14 protein-coding genes are annotated in these 19,737 nt (G+C 71.8%); 7 read left to right on the top strand and 7 right to left on the bottom strand.

Going from position 1 to position 19,737, the window contains the following annotated elements:
- Positions 1–32: 32 nt before the first annotated feature.
- Both AC07F0_RS22605 and AC07F0_RS22600 read right to left on the bottom strand, forming a co-directional pair.
- Positions 33–1,205, bottom strand: coding sequence for a PQQ-dependent sugar dehydrogenase (locus AC07F0_RS22605; RefSeq protein ID WP_478981301.1), 1,173 nt, complete (start codon positions 1,203–1,205; stop codon positions 33–35).
- Positions 1,206–1,331: 126 nt separating this feature from the next.
- Complete coding sequence (locus AC07F0_RS22600; protein WP_478981299.1) at positions 1,332–2,330, bottom strand: aldo/keto reductase; 999 nt, start codon at positions 2,328–2,330, stop codon at positions 1,332–1,334.
- 77 nt (positions 2,331–2,407) lie between these two features.
- On the opposite strand from AC07F0_RS22600, the gene AC07F0_RS22595 reads away from it, so the two are divergent.
- The 6 genes from AC07F0_RS22595 (at position 2,408) to serA (ending at position 12,359) form a co-directional block, all read left to right on the top strand.
- A complete protein-coding gene (locus AC07F0_RS22595; RefSeq protein WP_478981297.1) occupies positions 2,408–3,358 on the top strand; it encodes a 2-hydroxyacid dehydrogenase in 951 nt (316 codons plus the stop codon).
- A gap of 426 nt (positions 3,359–3,784) precedes the next feature.
- Entirely contained in the window at positions 3,785–6,805 is a 3,021-nt protein-coding gene (locus AC07F0_RS22590) for a putative bifunctional diguanylate cyclase/phosphodiesterase (protein ID WP_478981295.1), read from the top strand.
- A gap of 231 nt (positions 6,806–7,036) precedes the next feature.
- Positions 7,037–8,884 carry an acetolactate synthase large subunit gene (locus AC07F0_RS22585; protein ID WP_478981293.1) on the top strand — a complete coding sequence of 616 codons (1,848 nt, stop codon included), beginning with the start codon at positions 7,037–7,039 and terminating at the stop codon, positions 8,882–8,884.
- A gap of 21 nt (positions 8,885–8,905) precedes the next feature.
- Entirely contained in the window at positions 8,906–9,430 is a 525-nt protein-coding gene (ilvN, locus tag AC07F0_RS22580; RefSeq protein ID WP_010048631.1) for an acetolactate synthase small subunit, read from the top strand.
- 121 nt (positions 9,431–9,551) lie between these two features.
- Positions 9,552–10,550, top strand: coding sequence for a ketol-acid reductoisomerase (gene ilvC, locus AC07F0_RS22575; RefSeq protein ID WP_436729771.1), 999 nt, complete (start codon positions 9,552–9,554; stop codon positions 10,548–10,550).
- Between the two features lie 219 nt (positions 10,551–10,769).
- Positions 10,770–12,359, top strand: coding sequence for a phosphoglycerate dehydrogenase (gene serA / locus AC07F0_RS22570; RefSeq protein WP_436729770.1), 1,590 nt, complete (start codon positions 10,770–10,772; stop codon positions 12,357–12,359).
- Positions 12,360–12,415: 56 nt separating this feature from the next.
- Here serA and AC07F0_RS22565 read toward each other — a convergent pair whose 3' ends face one another.
- Positions 12,416–13,957, bottom strand: coding sequence for an MFS transporter (locus AC07F0_RS22565; protein ID WP_478981291.1), 1,542 nt, complete (start codon positions 13,955–13,957; stop codon positions 12,416–12,418).
- A gap of 87 nt (positions 13,958–14,044) precedes the next feature.
- Here AC07F0_RS22565 and AC07F0_RS22560 point away from each other — a divergent pair, with 87 nt between their 5' ends.
- On the top strand, positions 14,045–14,623 hold the full coding sequence (locus tag AC07F0_RS22560; protein ID WP_478981289.1) for a TetR/AcrR family transcriptional regulator: 579 nt from the start codon (positions 14,045–14,047) through the stop codon (positions 14,621–14,623).
- Here AC07F0_RS22560 and AC07F0_RS22555 read toward each other — a convergent pair.
- From AC07F0_RS22555 to AC07F0_RS22540, 4 genes are read right to left on the bottom strand one after another with little or no spacing between them, the layout of a single operon-like run.
- Positions 14,610–15,296, bottom strand: a complete 687-nt coding sequence (locus AC07F0_RS22555; RefSeq protein WP_478981287.1) for an ATP-binding cassette domain-containing protein — start codon at positions 15,294–15,296, stop codon at positions 14,610–14,612. The two genes, AC07F0_RS22560 and AC07F0_RS22555, sit on opposite strands and share 14 nt — an antisense overlap.
- Positions 15,293–16,261: an ABC transporter ATP-binding protein gene (locus AC07F0_RS22550; protein ID WP_478981285.1), complete on the bottom strand. Its 969-nt coding sequence runs from the start codon at positions 16,259–16,261 to the stop codon at positions 15,293–15,295. The genes AC07F0_RS22555 and AC07F0_RS22550 overlap by 4 nt, the downstream gene beginning before the upstream one ends.
- On the bottom strand, positions 16,251–18,020 hold the full coding sequence (locus tag AC07F0_RS22545) for an ABC transporter permease subunit (RefSeq protein WP_478981283.1): 1,770 nt from the start codon (positions 18,018–18,020) through the stop codon (positions 16,251–16,253). Before AC07F0_RS22545 ends, AC07F0_RS22550 begins: the two co-directional genes overlap by 11 nt.
- Positions 18,017–19,510, bottom strand: coding sequence for an ABC transporter substrate-binding protein (locus tag AC07F0_RS22540; protein WP_478981281.1), 1,494 nt, complete (start codon positions 19,508–19,510; stop codon positions 18,017–18,019). Before AC07F0_RS22540 ends, AC07F0_RS22545 begins: the two co-directional genes overlap by 4 nt.
- Positions 19,511–19,737 lie beyond the last annotated feature (227 nt).

The raw sequence follows: 19,737 nt of genomic DNA, 5'->3' as shown, positions 1-19,737 counted from the left end.
CCCGACCCCGAAGCCCGACCCCGAAGCCCGCCCTAGGTCACCCGCAGTTCCAGGATCCGGTCGTCCCCGTCCTTGGGACTGCCCCGGCCGTCCGTGTTGCTGGTCACCAGCCACAGCCGGTCGCCGCCCGCCGGGACCACCGTGCGCAGCCGGCCGTACTCGCCTTCCAGGAACGCCTGCGGTTCGGCCGAGGCCTCGGTGCCGTTCAGCGGGATGCGCCACAGCCGCTTGCCGCGCAGGCCCGCCATCCAGACCGACCCCCCGGCGTAGGCGATGCCGCTGGGCGAGGCCTCGGCCGTGGTCCACTGGTCGACCGGGTTGTGGAACCCGGAGTCGTCGGACCTGCCCTCGGCCTCCGGCCAGCCGTAGTTGTCGCCCGGCTTGATCGCGTTGAGCTCGTCCCAGGTGTCCTGGCCGAACTCCGAGGCGAACAGGCGCTGCTTCGCGTCCCAGGCCAGGCCCTGCACATTGCGGTGGCCGTACGAGTACACCGGTGAGTTCCCGAACGGGTTGCCCGGCGCCGGCTCGCCCTCCGGGGTCAGCCGCAGGATCTTGCCGCCCACGGAGTCCTTGTCCTGGGACAGGCCCGTGTCACCGCTCTCGCCCGTACCCACGTACAGCATCTTGTCCGGACCGAACGCGATCCGGCCGCCATTGTGGATGACTCCCTTGGGGATGCCCTTGAAGACCGTGTCGGGAGCGCCGAGCTGCTCGCCGGCGGGCTTCTTCTCGTCGTACAGCATGCGGACGATGCGGTTGTCGGAGGCCGAGGTGAAGTACGCGTAGACCATGTGGTCCGAGGCGAACTCGGGGGAGAGGGCGATACCGAGCAGGCCGCCCTCGCCGGCGGCGGATACGCCCGGCACCTCGCCCAGCTCGGTCTTCTTGCCGGTCTTCTCGTCGACCCGGACGATCGTCCCGTCGTCCCGGGAGGAGACGAGCAGGCCGCCGCCCGGCAGCGGGGCGAGGCCCCAGGGGGAGTCCAGGCCCCCGGCGACGGTCCGCACCACCTTCACCGAGCCCTTGGCGCGCGGTGTCTCCTGACCGGCCCGCCCCGTCGGTGCGGACGACCCCGGTGCGCTCCGGCTCGGGGAGGCGCTCCCGTCCGGGCCGGACGACCCTCCGCCGTCGGACGAACAGCCGGCCGTCAGCAGGAGCGCGGCGGCGGCCAACACGGTCGGCACGGCTCGACGTTGCACGATCATGGTCCCTTCGACGGGGCAGGTCCTCTCCCTGTCATACACCGCCCGTGCCTCACAAGTTCCCGATCACGGAACGCGGCACCGCGAACACGGGGTTTGCCCGAAACGCCCCCCGATGCGGGACGGGGCTCAGTCCCAGGACCCCTGTGCCGGCGGCAGCTCCGCCACCTCGCGCAGGTCCTCCGCCGTCAGGCGCAGGGCCGCCGCGGCGGCGTTCTCCGTGACCCAGCGCTCCTGCTTCGTGCCGGGGACCGGGACCACGTGCGGGCCCTGGGCGAGGACCCAGGCGAGGGCGACCTGGGCGGGGCTGACGTGCTCGCCGTGGCGGCGGGCCACCCGGCGCAGGCCCGCGACGATCGGCTGGTTCGCGGCCATCATCTCGGCCGTGAAGCGGGGGTGCCGGGCCCGGATGTCGTCCGCCTCGAAGCCCGCTCCGGGCCGCAGCCGGCCGGTCAGGAAGCCGTTGCCGAGCGGCATCGCCGCCAGGAACCCGATGCCCCGCGTCTCGCACCACGGCAGCAGCGTCTCCAGCGCCTCCGGCGACCACACCGACAGCTCCGCCTCCACCGCGCTCACGGGAAACACCTGCTGCACCCGCTCCAGCTGCCGGACCGTCGCGTCGTGCAGCCGGGCCCCGGAGCGGCGGCCGGCCCGCGCGCCCACCGCGCACAGGCCCAACGCCCGTACCTTCCCGGCCTGGACGAGTTCCGCCATCGCGCCCCACGTCTCCTCGACGGGCACTTCCGGGTCGGCCCGGTGCAGCTGGTAGAGGTCTATGACGTCCGTCTGGAGGCGCCGCAGCGACGCGTCACAGGCCCGTTTCACATACCCCGGGCGGCCGTTGGCGACGATGTGCTGGTCGCCCACGAGCAGACCGACCTTCGTCGACACGAACGCGTCCGGCCGCCGCTCCTTCAACGCCCGTCCCACCAGCAGTTCGTTGGTGAAGGGGCCGTACATGTCGGCCGTGTCCAGCAGGGACGACCCCAGGTCGAGCGCCCGGTGCACCGCCCTGAGCGACTCGTCGCCGCGCTGCCGCGACGCGCTGTACGCCCAGCTCATCGGCATGCACCCGAGTCCGACGGCCCCCACCGCGAGCGCCGCCGCGCCGATCGTCCTGCGCTCCACCTGGTCGTGACCCTCCCTGTTCCGGCCACCCCAACCTAACCTCTGCCGTCACACCCTCCTGACATAGCCTCCTGTGCATGACTGCTGACGTGTGGCTGCCCATCCCGCCGGACGAGATCGAGGGACTCCCGCAGGGCCCCGCCTACCGCTTCTGGAACGGTGAGGAAGAGTTCCCCGCGGACCCGGCGGACTGTGTCTTCTACGTCGTCCCCTACATGAAGCCCAGTCCGCTGTGCGTGCGTCCGATGCCGCAGATGAGCCACGTACAGGTCGTGCAGACCCTCTCCGCCGGGATCGACCACGTGGAGCCGGGGCTGCGGCACCTGCCTCCGGGCGTGCGGCTGTGCAACGCGCGCGGGGTGCACGAGGCCAGCACCGCAGAGCTCACCGTCGCACTGATCCTGGCCTCGCTGCGCGGGGTCCCCGACTTCGTCCGCGCGCAGGACCGGGGGGAGTGGCTCGCCGGGTTCCGGCCCGCGCTCGCCGACAAGAACGTCCTCATCGTCGGGTACGGGTCGATCGGCGAGGCCATCGAAGACCGGCTCGTCCCGTTCGAGGTGGCGCGGGTGGCGCGCGTCGCGCGCTCCCAGCGCACCACGACGCGCGGGCCGGTGCATCCGCTCACCGAACTCCCGGCGCTGCTGCCGGAAGCGGACGTCGTCATCCTCTCCACACCGCTCACCGAAACCACCCGTGGCCTGGCCGGGGCCGACTTCCTGTCCCGGATGAAGAACGGCGCCCTCCTCGTCAACGTCGCCCGCGGCCCCGTCGTCGACACCAAGGCGCTGCTCGCCGAACTGGAGAGCGGCCGCATCACCGCCGCTCTCGACGTCACCGATCCCGAGCCCCTCCCGCGCGAACATCCCCTGTGGCGTGCGCCGGGGGTACTCATCAGCCCGCACGTCGGCGGACCCACCTCCGCGTTCCTGCCGCGCGCCGAGCGGCTCCTGGCGGACCAGTTGAACCGTTATGTGAACCGGGAGCCGCTGCGCAACGTGATCCTTACGACGGGTGCATCAACCGGCTGATCCGAACTTCGGGTACTGTCCGCAATCCTTCGGGCGCGGTGGGTACTCATGCATCTGTTGATCGTCACGGAGCGTAGAGAACCTATGTCCCTGAGTGACGAAACTGGTGTATCGTCCCGACAGGGGCTGCGCCGGGGACAGTTCGGCGCCGGGGACGGACAGTTCAGGACTGTGAGGGGGGCGACAGGCGATGCACGGCCTATGGACGAGCGATCCGACGAGGCGGGGCTGCCGGCGGCGACCCTGGCGGACGGCCGCGAGCAGACGCGGTCACCACGCCGATCACGGCGGGCGGCACACCCATCACAGCGACCACCACACCGACCACAGTCATCACCACCGCAGGACCGGCAGCCGCAGAAGGCATGTCCAGTCGGCGCACCGGGACCCGCGGGGGCCGGGAGCGGCACGGACCGGGAGGGTCCGGTGAGCGCGCCGCCGACCCCCACGCCCACGCTCGACGGAGCGCTGCGGGCACAGCCTCCGTCCCCCAGGGCGCAGCTGCCCCGCACGCCGGCCCCCGGCCCCCGGCCGGGCCTGGCCCTCCAACTCGTCCTCGCCCTGGTCTGCGCGGCGTACACCGTCGGTTCCGCGCTCGGCTGGGGTTCGAACGAGATGGCCCTGATCATGGGCGACTTCGGGCTGAGCGCGGCCGCCGGCGCCGCCGCCGTGTCCTGCGTCCTGTGCGCCCGCAACCGCTGCACCCGCTTTCGACCCGCCTGGCTGCTGTTCGGCCTCTCCTCGGCGATGGCGGCCCTGGGCAACCTGGTCTGGGGGTGGTACGAGGTCGTCCTCGGGCAGCCCGTCCCCAGCCCCTCGTACGCCGACCTCTTCTTCCTGTGCTTCGCACCGCCCGCCATCGTGGGACTGCTGGTCCTCGCCAAGCGACCGGTGAGCAAGGCCGGCTGGGTCTGCCTCGCGCTCGACGCCTGGCTGATCGGAGGCTCGCTGCTCACCCTGGCGTGGAGCCTCGCGCTGGCCCAGGCCGCGAAGACGGAAGGGCCGAGCGTGGCGCACACCGCGCTGTCGCTGGCGTATCCGCTGCTCGACATCGCGCTGATCAGCATGGTGTTCGCGCTGCACTTCCGGCGCTCGGCGGTGAACCGCACAGCGATCAACACCGCGATCAGCGGCCTGGCGCTGACCCTGATGTGCGACGCCCTGTTCACCTCGCCGCTGATGCACGACAGCTACCGCTCCGGCCAGCTCCTCGACGCCGGCTGGTTCGCCGGCTCGCTGCTCCTGGCGTACGCCCCGTGGGCCGGGCCCCGCACACCGGACACCGACCGGCACGGCCCTGAGCGGCACAGCACGGCGGGGCACACGCGCGTGGTGCACGAGCACGTGCCCGGGCAGCGCAGCGGCCCGCACCATCATTCGCCCCTGCCCGGAGGCGAGCTCGGCCGGTATCCGGCCGCCCGGCCCATCGCCGGCTCCCTCGCCGCCCTCACGCCGTATCTCGCGGCGGCCGTGTGCACCCTGGGGATCCTCTACAACGTCCTCAACGGCCGCAGTGTCGACCGCGTGGTCCTGCTCACCGGCGGCACGGTCGTGCTCGCGCTGGTCGTGCGCCAGGGCATCATGCTGCTCGACAACATCACCCTCACCCAGGAACTGGCCCAGAAGGAGAACCACTTCCGCTCCCTGGTGCAGGGCTCCAGCGACGTCATCATGATCGCCGCACCCAGCGGCGTCCTCAGGTACGTCTCCCCGGCCGCCGCCGGTGTCTACGGCCGCCCGGCGGATGAGCTGGTGGGGACGGAACTGGCCCATCTGATCCACCCGGAGGACCTGGGCTGCGTCGTGCACGAGGTGCGGCGTTTCCTCGCGGCCAACCCGGTCGAGGAACCCACTACGCGCATCGAGTGCCGTTTCCGCTCGGGTGACGGAGGCTGGCTGAACGTCGAGTCGACCGTCAACCGCCATCACGGCGGCCTCATCTTCAACAGCAGGGACGTGACCGAACGGGTGCGGCTCCAGGCCCAGTTGCAGCACAACGCCGAGCACGACCCGCTCACGGACCTGCCCAACCGCGCCCTGTTCACCAAGCGCGTCCAGCACGCCCTGTCGGGCCGCCGCGCCTCCGACCGGGGCGTGGCCCTGCGCAACACGGCGGTGCTGTTCATCGATCTCGACGGCTTCAAGGCCGTCAACGACACCATCGGGCACCAGGCCGGGGACGAGCTGCTCGTCCAGGCCGCCCGCCGCCTGCAGGACTCCGTCCGGCAGGGCGACACCGCCTCCCGGCTGGGCGGCGACGAGTTCGCCGCCCTGATCGTCGGGGACAACACCCGCGACCGCGAGGCCCGGCAGCGGCACATACTGGAGCTCGCCGACCGCCTCAGGACGACGCTCTCCCAGCCGTACGCCATCGACGGCAACGATGTCCGTGTCAACGCCTCCATCGGCGTGGCCTTCGCCGAGCCGGGCCTCGGCGCGGGCGAGCTGCTGCGCAACGCCGACCTGGCCATGTACCGGGCCAAGGCCGGCGGCAAGGGCCGCGTCGAGCTGTACAAGCCGCAGATGCAGCAGGACGTCGTACGGAAGGCGGAGCTGGCCACGCGCCTGCGGGCCGCGCTGCACGACGGCGAGTTCACCCTGCTGCACCAGCCGGTGGTGTGCCTGGGGGACGGCCGGATCGCGTCGGTGTCCGCGCAGGCGCGCTGGCGCTCCTCGCAGGGGGTGCTGTTCACCCCGGCGGAGTTCCTGCGCGTGGCCGAGGATAGCGACAAGACCGCCGAGCTGGGCCGGTGGGTGATCGAGGAGGCCGTCGAGCAGGCCGCCGAGCGGCACGCGACCGGGCTGTCCGCGCCGGTCGTCGTCCGGATGAGCGCCCGCCGGCTGCTGGACAGATCGATGCCGCTCGGCACGATCGAGGCACTGCTCACACGGCACGGGCTGCCGTCCGGGTCGCTGGTCATCGAGCTGTCCGACGCCGACCCCAGGACCGGCCTGGACGAGCTGGAGCGCCGGCTGGGTGCCCTCAGGCGGGTCGGGGTCCGGATCGCGCTCGACGGGTTCGGCAGTGGCTACGGGGCGATCACGGCCCTCAGGCGGCTGCCCGTCGACATCCTCAAGCTCGACCGCAGTCTGGTCGAGGGCGTCGTCGAGTCCGCCCGTCTGCACAAGATCACCAGTGGGCTGCTGCGCATCGCCGGCGACCTCGGACTGAAGTCCGTGGCCGACGGGGTGGATCTTCCCGAGCAGGTCGTCGCCCTGCGCGCGATGGGCTGTACGCACGGGCAGGGCATGGCGTTCTCCGGGCCGCTCGACGAGTACCGGCTGCGCCGGGCGCTCGCTTCCGGCCACTATCCGGTACCGCACGGACCGGCTGAACCGGCGCTCGCGGGCGGTGCCCCGCGGGTGTACAGCTCGGGTGTGTCCGCCGTCATCGGAGGCGGTACGGCCCTCCGCTCACATAATGAGACTCCCGTCCCACCCACTTGACAGTGAGTGCGTGCCGGGGGGAGGGTCTGTGCCATGCGCACCCGAATTCTCGTACTTGGACAGCGCGTCGGCTGACGCTGAGCCTCGACCGCTCAGCGACCCCACCCGGCGCGCTCCCCTCGCTTGCCTTACGGCACGAGGGGTTTTTTGTTGCACGGGCGCCTTCCGTGCAGCAGTCGAAAACCGCACAAACTTCGCAAAAAACCCTCAGCATCTGAGAAGAGAATGCCGATGACCGAGCAGGCCACCGGGGCCCATCACCCGCAGCCCCGGCCCCGATCCGGAGGACAGCACTCCGCCCCCGAGCAGGTGACGGGCGCGCAGTCCCTCATCCGCTCCCTCGAGGAGGTCGGCGCCGACACGGTATTCGGCATTCCCGGCGGTGCGATCCTTCCCGCCTACGACCCGCTGATGGACTCGACCCGGGTGCGCCACGTCCTGGTCCGTCACGAGCAGGGCGCCGGCCACGCGGCCACCGGCTACGCCCAGGCCACCGGCAAGGTCGGCGTCTGCATGGCCACCTCGGGACCCGGCGCCACCAATCTGGTCACCCCGATCGCCGACGCGCACATGGACTCCGTGCCGCTGGTCGCGATCACCGGCCAGGTGGCGTCCAAGGCGATCGGTACGGACGCCTTCCAGGAGGCGGACATCGTCGGCATCACCATGCCGATCACCAAGCACAACTTCCTCGTCACCAAGGCCGAGGACATCCCGCAGGTCATCGCCCAGGCGTTCCACATCGCCTCCACCGGCCGCCCCGGCCCGGTCCTGGTCGACATCGCCAAGGACGCGCTCCAGGCGAAGACCACGTTCTCCTGGCCGCCCACCATGGACCTGCCCGGCTACCGGCCCGTCACCAAGCCGCACGCCAAGCAGATCCGCGAGGCCGCCAAGCTGATCACCCAGGCCCGGCGGCCCGTGCTGTACGTCGGCGGCGGCGTGCTCAAGGCCCAGGCCACCGCCGAGCTGAAGGTCCTCGCCGAGCTCACCGGCGCGCCCGTCACCACCACCCTGATGGCGCTCGGCTCGTTCCCCGACAACCACCCGCAGCACCTGGGCATGCCCGGCATGCACGGCTCCGTGGCCGCCGTCACCGCCCTGCAGAAGGCCGACCTGATCGTCGCCCTCGGTGCCCGCTTCGACGACCGCGTCACCGGCAAGCTGGACAGCTTCGCGCCCCTCGCCAAGATCGTCCACGCGGACATCGACCCGGCCGAGATCGGCAAGAACCGCGCCGCCGACGTGCCGATCGTCGGCGACGCCCGCGAGGTCATCGCCGACCTGATCCAGGCCGTGCAGAAGGAGCACAGCGAGGGCCACCAGGGCGACTACAGCATGTGGTGGAACGACCTGAACCGCTGGCGCGAGACCTACCCGCTCGGCTACGACCAGCCCGGCGACGGCTCGCTCTCCCCGCAGCAGGTCATCGAGCGCATCGGTCAGCTCGCCCCGGAGGGCACGATCTTCGCGGCGGGCGTCGGCCAGCACCAGATGTGGGCCGCCCACTTCATCGAGTACGACAAGCCCGGCACCTGGCTGAACTCCGGCGGCGCCGGAACCATGGGCTACGCCGTCCCGGCCGCCATGGGCGCCAAGGCCGGCGCACCGGACAAGGCGGTCTGGGCGATCGACGGCGACGGCTGCTTCCAGATGACCAACCAGGAGCTCACCACCTGCGCCCTGAACAACATCCCGATCAAGGTCGCCGTCATCAACAACGGCGCCCTCGGGATGGTCCGCCAGTGGCAGACCCTCTTCTACAACCAGCGCTACTCCAACACCGTGCTGCACTCCGGCCCGGACGACGTCAACCCGCAGGCCCGCGGCACCCGCGTCCCCGACTTCGTGAAGCTGTCGGAGGCCATGGGCTGCTACGCCATCCGCTGCGAGAACCCGGACGACCTCGACAAGGTCATCGAAGAGGCGAACTCCGTCAACGACCGTCCCGTCGTCGTCGACTTCATCGTCCACGAGGACGCGATGGTCTGGCCGATGGTCGCCGCCGGGACCTCCAACGACGAGATCATGGCCGCCCGGGACGTCCGCCCCGACTTCGGCGACAACGAAGACGACTGAGCGAGAGAGACCGAAGAGATCATGTCCAAGCACACGCTCTCCGTCCTGGTGGAGAACACCCCCGGCATCCTCGCCAGGATCGCCGCGCTGTTCTCCCGCCGCGGCTTCAACATCGACTCGCTCGCCGTCGGTGTCACCGAGCACCCCGACATCTCCCGGATCACCATCGTCGTGGGGGTGGAGGACCTGCCGCTGGAGCAGGTGACCAAGCAGCTCAACAAGCTCGTCAACGTGCTCAAGATCGTCGAACTGGAGCCGTCGCAGGCGGTGCAGCGCGAACTCGTCCTGGTGAAGGTGCGCGCCGACAACGAGACGCGCTCCCAGATCGTCGAGATCGTCCAGCTGTTCCGCGCCAAGACCGTCGACGTCTCCCCGGAGGCCGTCACCATCGAGGCCACCGGATCCGGCGAGAAGCTGTCCGCCATGCTCAAGATGCTGGAACCGTACGGCATCAAGGAGCTCGTCCAGTCCGGCACGATCGCGATCGGCCGCGGTGCCCGTTCCATCACGGACCGGTCGCTGCGCGCCCTGGACCGGTCGGCGTAAGACGGGAAACGGGCGGTCGGCGCGCCGCCGGCCGCCCGTATTCCGAGACCCTCAAGCTTCCCTTCCGCCCCCCGTCATACGGTGGGACGCAACACCTGCACTCCCGAGGAGAGAACCCAAAGTGGCCGAGCTGTTCTACGACGCCGACGCCGACCTGTCCATCATCCAGGGCCGCAAGGTCGCGGTCATCGGTTACGGCAGCCAGGGCCACGCCCACGCGCTGTCGCTCCGTGACTCGGGTGTCGACGTGCGCGTCGGTCTGCACGAGGGCTCCAAGTCCAAGGCCAAGGCCGAGGAGCAGGGCCTGCGCGTGGTGACGCCGTCGGAGGCCGCCGCCGAGGCCGACGTCATCATGATCCTCGTCCCGGACCCGATCCAGGCCCAGGTCTACGAGGAGCACATCGCCCCGAACCTGAAGGACGGCGACGCGCTGTTCTTCGGCCACGGCCTGAACATCCGCTACGGCTTCATCAAGCCCCCGGCCGGCGTGGACGTCTGCATGGTCGCCCCGAAGGGCCCGGGCCACCTGGTCCGCCGCCAGTACGAGGAGGGCCGCGGCGTTCCCTGCATCGCCGCCGTCGAGCAGGACGCCACCGGCAACGCCTTCGCGCTGGCCCTGTCGTACGCCAAGGGCATCGGCGGCACCCGCGCCGGCGTCATCAAGACGACCTTCACCGAGGAGACCGAGACGGACCTGTTCGGTGAGCAGGCCGTCCTCTGCGGTGGTACGGCCGCGCTGGTGAAGGCGGGCTTCGAGACGCTGACCGAGGCCGGCTACCAGCCGGAGATCGCGTACTTCGAGTGCCTGCACGAGCTGAAGCTGATCGTGGACCTCATGTACGAGGGCGGCCTGGAGAAGATGCGCTGGTCGATCTCCGAGACCGCCGAGTGGGGCGACTACGTCACCGGCCCGCGCATCATCACGGACGCCACCAAGGCCGAGATGAAGAAGGTCCTCGCCGAGATCCAGGACGGCTCCTTCGCCCGGAACTGGATGGACGAGTACCACGGCGGTCTGAAGAAGTATAACGAGTACAAGAAGCAGGACTCCGAGCACCTGCTGGAGACCACCGGCAAGGAGCTGCGCAAGCTCATGAGCTGGGTCGACGAGGAGGCGTGAGCCCCCGGGCCCGGCCGCGGCACCGACGCCGCGGCCGGGCCCTTTCCCGTCCGGGTGATCCTTCCGCGCTGGCGTGAGACGCCCCCCGTTGCACCACTACACTGCTGATATATACGCGTCAGGCCCACAGCGTCGTGCGTCTTCCACGCGGCATGCACCCCTCCACCGCCTGCGGCCGTCGGGACGGCCGTCCGCAGCATTGGACTTGTGAGGACTCACGTGAGCTCGAAACCAGTCGTACTCATCGCTGAAGAGCTGTCGCCCGCCACCGTCGACGCGCTGGGCCCGGATTTCGAGATCCGGCAGTGCAACGGCGCGGACCGGGCCGAGCTGCTCCCGGCCATCGCCGAGGTGGACGCGATCCTGATCCGCTCGGCCACCAAGGTCGACGCCGAGGCGATCGCCGCCGCGAAGAAGCTCAAGGTCGTCGCGCGAGCCGGCGTCGGCCTGGACAACGTGGACGTCTCCGCCGCCACCAAGGCCGGCGTGATGGTCGTCAACGCCCCCACCTCGAACATCGTGACCGCCGCCGAGCTCGCCTGCGGTCTCCTCCTCGCCACCGCCCGCAACATCCCGCAGGCCAACGCCGCGCTGAAGAACGGCGAGTGGAAGCGCAGCAAGTACACGGGTGTGGAGCTGGCCGAGAAGACCCTCGGCGTGGTCGGCCTCGGCCGCATCGGCGCGCTCGTCGCGCAGCGCATGTCCGCCTTCGGCATGAAGGTCGTCGCCTACGACCCGTACGTGCAGCCCGCCCGGGCCGCGCAGATGGGCGTCAAGGTGCTGTCGCTGGACGAGCTGCTGGAGGTCTCCGACTTCATCACCGTCCACCTGCCGAAGACCCCCGAGACCCTCGGCCTGATCGGCGACGAGGCGCTGCGCAAGGTCAAGCCGAGCGTGCGCATCGTCAACGCCGCGCGCGGCGGGATCGTCGACGAGGAGGCGCTGTACTCCGCCCTCAAGGAGGGCCGGGTCGCCGGTGCCGGTCTCGACGTGTACGCCAAGGAGCCGTGCACCGACTCGCCGCTGTTCGAGTTCGACCAGGTCGTCGCCACTCCGCACCTCGGTGCCTCCACCGACGAGGCACAGGAGAAGGCCGGTATCGCCGTCGCCCGTTCCGTGCGTCTCGCGCTCGCCGGTGAGCTCGTGCCGGACGCGGTGAACGTGCAGGGCGGCGTCATCGCCGAGGACGTCAAGCCGGGCCTGCCGCTCGCCGAGCGCCTGGGCCGGATCTTCACCGCGCTCGCCGGTGAGGTCGCGGTCCGCCTCGACGTCGAGGTCTACGGCGAGATCACCCAGCACGACGTGAAGGTGCTGGAGCTGTCGGCCCTCAAGGGTGTCTTCGAGGACGTCGTCGACGAGACGGTGTCGTACGTCAACGCCCCGCTGTTCGCCCAGGAGCGCGGCGTCGAGGTGCGGCTGACCACCAGCTCGGAGGCGACCGAGCACCGCAACGTCGTCACCGTGCGCGGCACCCTCGCCGACGGCGAGGAGGTGTCGGTCTCCGGCACGCTCGCCGGCCCCAAGCACCTCCAGAAGATCGTCGCCGTCGGCGAGTACGACGTCGACCTCGCGCTCGCCGAGCACATGGTCGTCCTGAGGTACGAGGACCGGCCGGGTGTCGTCGGCACGGTGGGTCGCATCCTCGGTGAGGCGGGCATCAACATCGCCGGTATGCAGGTGTCGCGGGCCGTGGCCGGCGGCGAGGCGCTGGCCGTGCTGACCGTCGACGACACGGTGACCGCCGGTGTGCTCGCCGAAGTCGCCGCGGAGATCGGGGCGACCTCGGCTCGCTCCGTGAACCTGGCCTGAGGCTGCGCCCGGGGGCTTCGCCCCCGGGCCCCCGTTCGCCTTGAACGGGCTCGTCCTCACACGCCGGACGGGCTGAGTCGATCAGCCTGTCCGGCGTTTTCCCGTACCCGGACCCGCCGCAGCGTCACCGTCGCCGCCACCGCCGCCCCGGCCAGCAGCACCGCGCTCGTGACCGCCGCCGCGTGCATCCCGCTGGTGAAGGCCTCGCGTGCCGCCGTCGCCAGGGCGTCCCCCGCGCGCCCGGGAAGCCGGTCGGCGACGGCCAGGGCGCCGCCCAGCGTCTCGCGGGCCGGAGCGGGTGCCGAGGCCGGGATCTCGTGGCGGTAGACGGCCGTACCGATGGAGCCGAGAAACGCCATGCTCAGCGCGCCGCCGAACTCCGTGCCGGTCTCCAGCAGCGACGAGGCCGCGCCCGCCCTCTCCACTGGGGCGGCGCTCAGGGCCAGGTCGGCCACCAGGGACATGACGGCGACGACACCGCAGGCCAGGACGGCGCACGCGGCCAGCAGCAGCCAGAGGGAGTCGGTGCCCGTCAGGGCCAGCAGGACATAGCCGCACCCGGTGACCGCGAAGCCTCCGCCGACGACGTACGCGCGGGGAACGCCCCGCTGCACGAGCTGCGCGCTGACCGGGGCCGCCAGTCCGATGGGCACCGACGGCAGCAGGCTCCACAGCGCTGCTTCGAGAGGGCTCTTGTCCAGGACCGACTGGATGTACTGGGTCGTGAAGTAGGCCGAGCCCATCATGCCGAACGCGGCGACGAGGTTCAGGACGACGGCCGGGCTGAAGCCTCGGCTCCGGAACAGCGCCGGCGAGATCATCGGGGACACCGCCGTGCGCTGGCGGTGGACGAACAGCGCGGCGAAGAGCAGGCCGACCGTCATCGACAGGGCGTATCGCACGTTCCAGCCCTCCGATGCGAGTTCCTTCAGGCCGTAGATCACGGGGAGCACCGCCGCCATCGACAGGGGCACGCTCAGCCAGTCGAAGCGGCCCGGGCGCGGGCTTTTCGACTCGGGCAGCAGGAAGGGCCCCAGGACCAGGAGCAGCACCATGGCGGGCAGGTTGACCAGGAAGACCGAGCCCCACCAGAAGTGCTCGACGAGCACCCCGCTCAGCACCGAGCCGAGCGCGATGCCGGCCGTCATCACACCCGACCACACGCCGATCGCCTTGGTGCGCTGCGCGGGGTCGGTGAACATCGTGCGCACCAGCGCCATCGTCGACGGCATCAGCGTCGCGCCGCCGATGCCGAGGACCGCGCGGGCGGCGATCAGGGTCTCGGCACTGTTCGCGTAGGCCGCGACCAGGGACGCCGTACCGAAGGCGGCGGCACCGAACAGCAGGAGCCTGCGGCGGCCGATGCGGTCGCCCAGCGAGCCCATCGTCATCAGCAGGCCGGCCAGGACGAAGCCGTAAATGTCGAAGATCCACAGCTGTTGGGTGCCACTCGGCTCCAGGTCGGCGCTGATCGCGGGGATCGCGAAGTAGAGGACGGACACGTCCATCGAGACCAGCAGCAACGGCAGCATCAGCACGCCGAGCGCCGTCCACTCGCGGCGGCCGGCGCGGGCCGGCGGGTTGGGATTCGTCGTCATGGGGCAGGACTGTACGGGCGTCTTAAACGCTTGTCTAGTACGGTTGTTTAAGACGGATGTCTGGATGTCGGGGTAGGGTGACGAGCCATGGGACACCGTGAGGATCTGCTCGAAGGCGCGCGGCGCTGCCTGCTGGCGAAGGGCTTCCTGCGCACGACCGCGCGCGACATCGTCAAGGAGTCGGGGACGAACCTGGCGTCGATCGGTTACCACTACGGCTCGAAGGACGCGCTGCTGGCGCAGGCGTACGTCGAGATGGTGGAGGGCATGTCCGGCGCCTTCGAGGGAGGCGGCGAGCTGAGCGGGGAGCCGGGGTCGCTCGAGCGGTTCACCGAGGTGTGGGCGAACATCATCGGCACCATGCGGGAGCCCGGTTCCATGTGGCGGCTCAGCATGGAGATCGTGGCCATGGGGGACCAGCTGCCGGAGGTGCGGGAGCATCTCGCGCGGGCCCAGCGGGAGGGTGCGCGCGGCATCGTCACGCTCTTTCACGGTGGGCGGGAGGAGGACGTTCCGGAGGAGCGGGTGGACACCCTCGGCTACTTCTATCTGACCCTGATGATGGGGCTCATGGCGCAGTGGACCTTCGATCCGAAGAGCGCGCCCGAGGCCCGGCAGCTCGCCGAGGGGCTCCGCCAGGTGATCGAGGCCGCTACCCCGAAGTGACGCTCACACGCCCCTCGCGCATCTCGACGACCCGGTCCGCGAAGTGCCGTACGACCGCCCGGTCGTGGCAGATGAACAGGTAGCCGAGGCCCAGGTCGTCCTGGAGGTCGGCGAGCAGGTTCAGCACGCCCGCGCGTATCGACGGGTCGAGGGACGACACCGGCTCGTCGAGCACCAGCAGCCGCGGTTCGGACGCCAGGGCGCGGGCGATGCCGGCGCGCTGGCACTGGCCGCCGGAGAGTTCGTGCGGGTGCCGGTCGCCGTACGCGGGGTCCAGGCCGACCCGGTCGAGGAGTTCGGCGACCCGGGCCGGGCCGTCGGCGGGATCCCAGCGGCCCTGGACCCTGAGTGGTTCGGCGATGGCGTCGCGGATGCGGTGGCGCGGGCTCAGCGAGCCGTACGGGTCCTGGAAGACGGGCTGCATACGGGGCCGTAGCGGGCGCAGCTCGCGCTCCGCGAGGGACGTCAACTCCAGCCCCTCGAAACGGACTTCACCGCCTGCCGGGCGGCGCAGCTGGAGCACCGCCAGGGCCGTGGAGGACTTGCCGCAGCCGGACGGGCCGTTCAGCGCCAGGGTCTCGCCGGCGGCCAGGGCGAAGGACACGCCGTCCACGGCGGTGACCTGGCCGTAGCGGACGACCAGGTCGCGGACGTCGAGCAGGGGATCGGTCATGCGGGCTGCCCCTCCTTCAGGAACAACTCGGTCGCCGGGTGGGGGAGTTCCTCCCAGCGATGGCAGGCGACCAGGCGTCCGGACACCTGCCGGGGCTCCGGCTCCTCCGTGTGGCAGGGGCCCGCCGCGAGCGGGCAGCGCGGGGCGAAGGCGCAGCCCGGCGGGAGCGCGCCCGGGGCGGGCGGGGTGCCGCGCAGGGCCGGGAGACGGCGGCCCGGGGGCGCGTGCTGCGGGAGGGACGCCAGCAGACCGGCCGTGTAGGGGGCGCGGGGACGGGTCAACACCTCGTCCGCCGGGCCGAGTTCGGTGAGCCGCCCCGCGTACATCACCAGCATCCGGTCGGCGTGCCCGCGTACGGCGTCCATGTCGTGCGTGACCAGGACGAGCGCGGCGCCGACCGCCTCCCGCTGCTCGGCGAGCAGCCGCAGCACCTGGTCGCGGCGCTCCTCGTCGAGGGCGGTGGTGGGTTCGTCGGCGACCACGACGTCCGGTTCGTTGATCGTGGCCATGGCGATCACCGCGCGCTGCCGCATCCCGCCGGAGTACTCGTGCGGGTACGCCCGCGCCTTGCGCGCCGCGTCCGGGATGCCGACGCGGTCCAGGGCCGCGACCGCCCGGGCCCGGGCCTCCTTGCCGGAGACACCGGCCGCCGACCGCACGGCGGCGGCGAGTTGGTCACCCACCCGGTGCACGGGGGACAGGGCCGACAGGGCGTCCTGCGGGACGAGGGAGATGCGCCGGCCCCGGTGGGCCGACAGGTCCGGGCTGATCGTCCCGCTCGTGGTCGCGCCGCGCGGCAGCATGCCGAGCAGCGCGCGGGCCGTGAGGGACTTGCCCGCTCCTGACTCGCCGACGAGGGCCAGCACTTCGCGAGGCCGGACGTCGAAGGACAGGCCGCGCACGGCCTCGACCCCGTCGAAGGCGATCCGCAGCTCGCGTACCGACAGCAGTGGCTCAGACTTCAACGGGGATCTCCTTCGTCACGTCGACCGGAGCCGGGGGGACCCGCCGCACCCTCCGGCCCTGTGTGAGTGCCGCGCCCGACACCGCGAGTCCCGCCAGCAGGGCCAGCGCCACCGCCGGGGCGAGGGCCGCCCACGGGGCGCGCTCCACATAGGCGCGGGACTCGTCGAGCAGCAGACCCCACTCGGGAGCGGGCGGCTGGGCGCCCAGGCCCAGGAAGCCCAGCGAGGCCAGGGCCAGGGCGATGCCCGGCAGACGCAGCAGGGCATGGCGGGCGACCGGGGCGGCCACCGACGGCAGGACGTGCCGGGTGAGGATCCACAACGGGCTCGCTCCGATGGCCCGTTGGGCGGTCAGGAAGGCCGAGGCGCGCACCTCCTGCACCAGCGCCGCCGCGTGCGCGGACAGGGCCGGCCAGGAGATCAGCGCGACCGCGAGGGCCGCGCCGCCGGTGCCCGGGCCGACGGCCGCCGCGACCAGGATGCCGACGATCACCGGGGGCAGTGCGTTGGCGATGTCCGCCGCGCCCTCCGCGATCCGGGGCAGGAAGCCCAGGGCGAGCGCGACCAGCAGGCTCAGCAGGCAGACGGCCGCGGCCGTGCCGACCGTGGAGGCGGCGCCGTGACCGAGGCGCGCGAGCACGTCACGGCCGAGGCCGTCGGTGCCGAGCGGATGGGCCCAGGAGGGCGCGGCCAGCCGGGCCGTGGTGTTGACGGCGTACGGATCGCGCAGCAGGCCCCAGCCGATGGTCACGGCGAGGACGGTGAACAGCGACGACGGGATCGCGGGGTGCGCGCGCACCGGCCGTGCCGGGGGCAGCGCCAGCGAGGCGTCCCGCAGGGCCGGGCCCAGCAGCCGCCGCCGGGCGAGCGCCGCGAGTGCGCCCGTGACCAGCCCGAGCGCGAGCAGCGCGAGCACCGCGCCCTGGAGCAGCGGCAGGTCCTGTGACTTGGCCGCGCCGAGCGCGGTACGGCCGATGCCCGGCACCGCGAAGACCGTCTCCACGGCGACCGCGCCCCCGGTGAGCCCCACGGCGACCATTCCGAACTGCGGGACCAGCGGCGGCAGGACGCGCCGCAGCGCCGCCCCCGCGATCCGCGCCCGGCTCACCCCGGCGGCCCGCCACAGCTCCACCCACCGCTCGTCGAGCACGGCGGGCAGCGCGTCCGCGACCAGACGGCCGAGCAGCCCGCCGCCGGGTACGCCGAGGGCCACGGCGGGCAGGACCATGTTCTGCGGCCCCGCCCAGCCCGACGTCGGCAGCCATCCCAGCCACACCCCGAACACCAGCAGCACGACCGTGGCCAGCAGGAACTCGGGTATGGCGACCAGCATCGCGGCCCACGCCCCGGCCGAGGACCGGCCCCGCACCAGCACCGGCGCGACGAGGGTGCACGCGAGCAGCAGGGCCAGGCCGAGCGAGGCGCCCATCAGCGCCAGTGACACCTGGAGTCCGGAGACCACCGAGGGCAGGACCTCGGTGCCCGACACCCAGGAGGTGCCGAGGTCGCCGTGCAGCAGGTCCGAGGCCCAGTGGGCGAGCAGGGACAGGGGCCCGGCGTCCAGACCGAGGTCCCGGCGTACGGAGTCCAGGGCCTCCTTCGTCGGGTCCTGCTCGGCGGAGCGGGCCCGCAGCACGGCCAGCGCCGGGTCCCGCCCGGAGAGCCAGGGCAGTAGGCCGACGGCGGCCAGGACGGCGATCAGGCAGAGCAGGCGGGTCAGGGTGGCGGCGTCCGCCAACCGCCGTATCCGGGCTCTCACTTGACGTAGGTGTCCGCCGTGACCAGTTCCCGCTCGCGCGGGTCGTGGGCGACGCCGGTCACGCCGGCGGCGTCGCCCTGGATCACGCGCTCGTGCAGCATGGGCACGGCCGCGTCCGTGCCGAGTACGGCGGCCTCGGCGGCGATGACCGCCTTGCGCCGGGCGTCGCCGGCCGCCGTCTCGCCGGCCTTCTTCAGGGCCTTGTCCACGACCGGGTCCGCGAGCTGGGGGATGTTGAAGGAGCCGTCGGAGGCGAAGTCGCTGTAGAGGTAGGCGGCCGGGTCGCCGGAGTCCAGGACGGTGGCGCGGGAGAGGATGAACGCGTCGAAGCGGCCCGCCAGCGCGTCGGACTCGATGTTGGCGTACTCGCGGACGTCGAGCTTCACCTTGAAGCCGGCCTTCTGAAGCTGCTGTTGCAGCGCGGCGGCGACCTCGGGCAGCTCGGCGCGGTCGGTGAAGGTGCCGATGGTGATCGTCTTGCCGGCCGGGTCGCCGGCCTCGGCCCGCTGCACCGGCTTGCGCAGCTCGGCCGCCCACGGCAGGGCGGGGCCGAGCAGCCCCGCCGCGACATCGGCGCGCCCCTCGTACACGCCCTTCACGATCGACTCGGCGTCGATCGCCTCACGGGCCGCCGCCCGCAGCGCGGCGTCCTTGAAGACGCCCTTCTCGGTGTTGAGGTACAGGGTGTTGGTGCGCGGCATGGGCACCTCGGTGATCAGGTCCTGGTCCAGCACCGCCGCCTGCGACACCGGCACCGCCTCGACGATGTCGGCCTCGCCGGTGCGCAGGGCGGCGGCCCGGGCGGTGCCGTCGGGCACGAACCGGACATCGATGCCGGGGGCCTTGGCCTTCTTTCCCCAGTAGCCGTCGTAGCGGTCGAGGGCGGCGGAGGAGGTGCCGTTGACCTTCGTCAGTTCGAAGGGGCCGGTGCCCGCGCCGACGGGGCTGACGGTCTTCCCCCGGTAGGCCTTGGCCGCCAGGATCGACAGCTGCGGGGAGCTGAGCCGCTGCGGGACCAGGGGGTCCTCGGTGGCGGTGGTGACGGTGACCTTGTCGCCGTCGGCCTTCGCGGTCAGGTCCACGCCGTCGAGGATGCGGGGCTTGGGGGAGGCGGCGGCGGCCTTGGTGAGGGAGTTGACGACGGTCTCGGCGGTGAGCTTCGTCCCGTCGTGGAAGGTGACGCCGTCGCGCAGGGTGAAGGTCCACGTCCGGCCGGACTGGGTCCACTCGGTGGCCAGTGCCGGTTCGGCGTCACCGTCCGCGTCCAGTTTCACCAGGGTCTCCGCCGTGGACCAGCGCGACAGCTTGAAGGCGTCGTCCGACAGTGTGGACAGCGCCGAGCGCGGGGGCAGCATCATCGCGACGCGTATGCGCTTGCCCCCTGCCCCGGAGTCGTCGGTGGCCGACTGCCCACCGGAGAAGCAGCCGGTGAGCAGGGCGGAAGCCGCGCTGAGGGCAGCGAGGGGGACAAGACGGGCGGGGACGCGCACGGGACACCTCGGTCAAGGCCTGGTAAAGGACGGGCGTGCCATGACCGTAGCATGATGACAATCATTTTCAGAAGCGGTCCGGACTGCCCGGCCGTCAGGGGACGGGGCGGAAGTGCTCTCGGGCGGGGATGCGTGGGTCCCGGCCTTGGGGGTGGCACCCGCCATGCGCATCCACTCGGTCAGGGCCGACGCGTCCCGTTCGCCCTGCGACGGCCCGGGTCCGCCTT

It is taken from the genome of Streptomyces sp. NPDC045955, from assembly GCF_056430805.1.
Note: the sequence above shows the minus strand (reverse complement) of the source record. Positions and strands in the feature narration are given on the sequence as shown.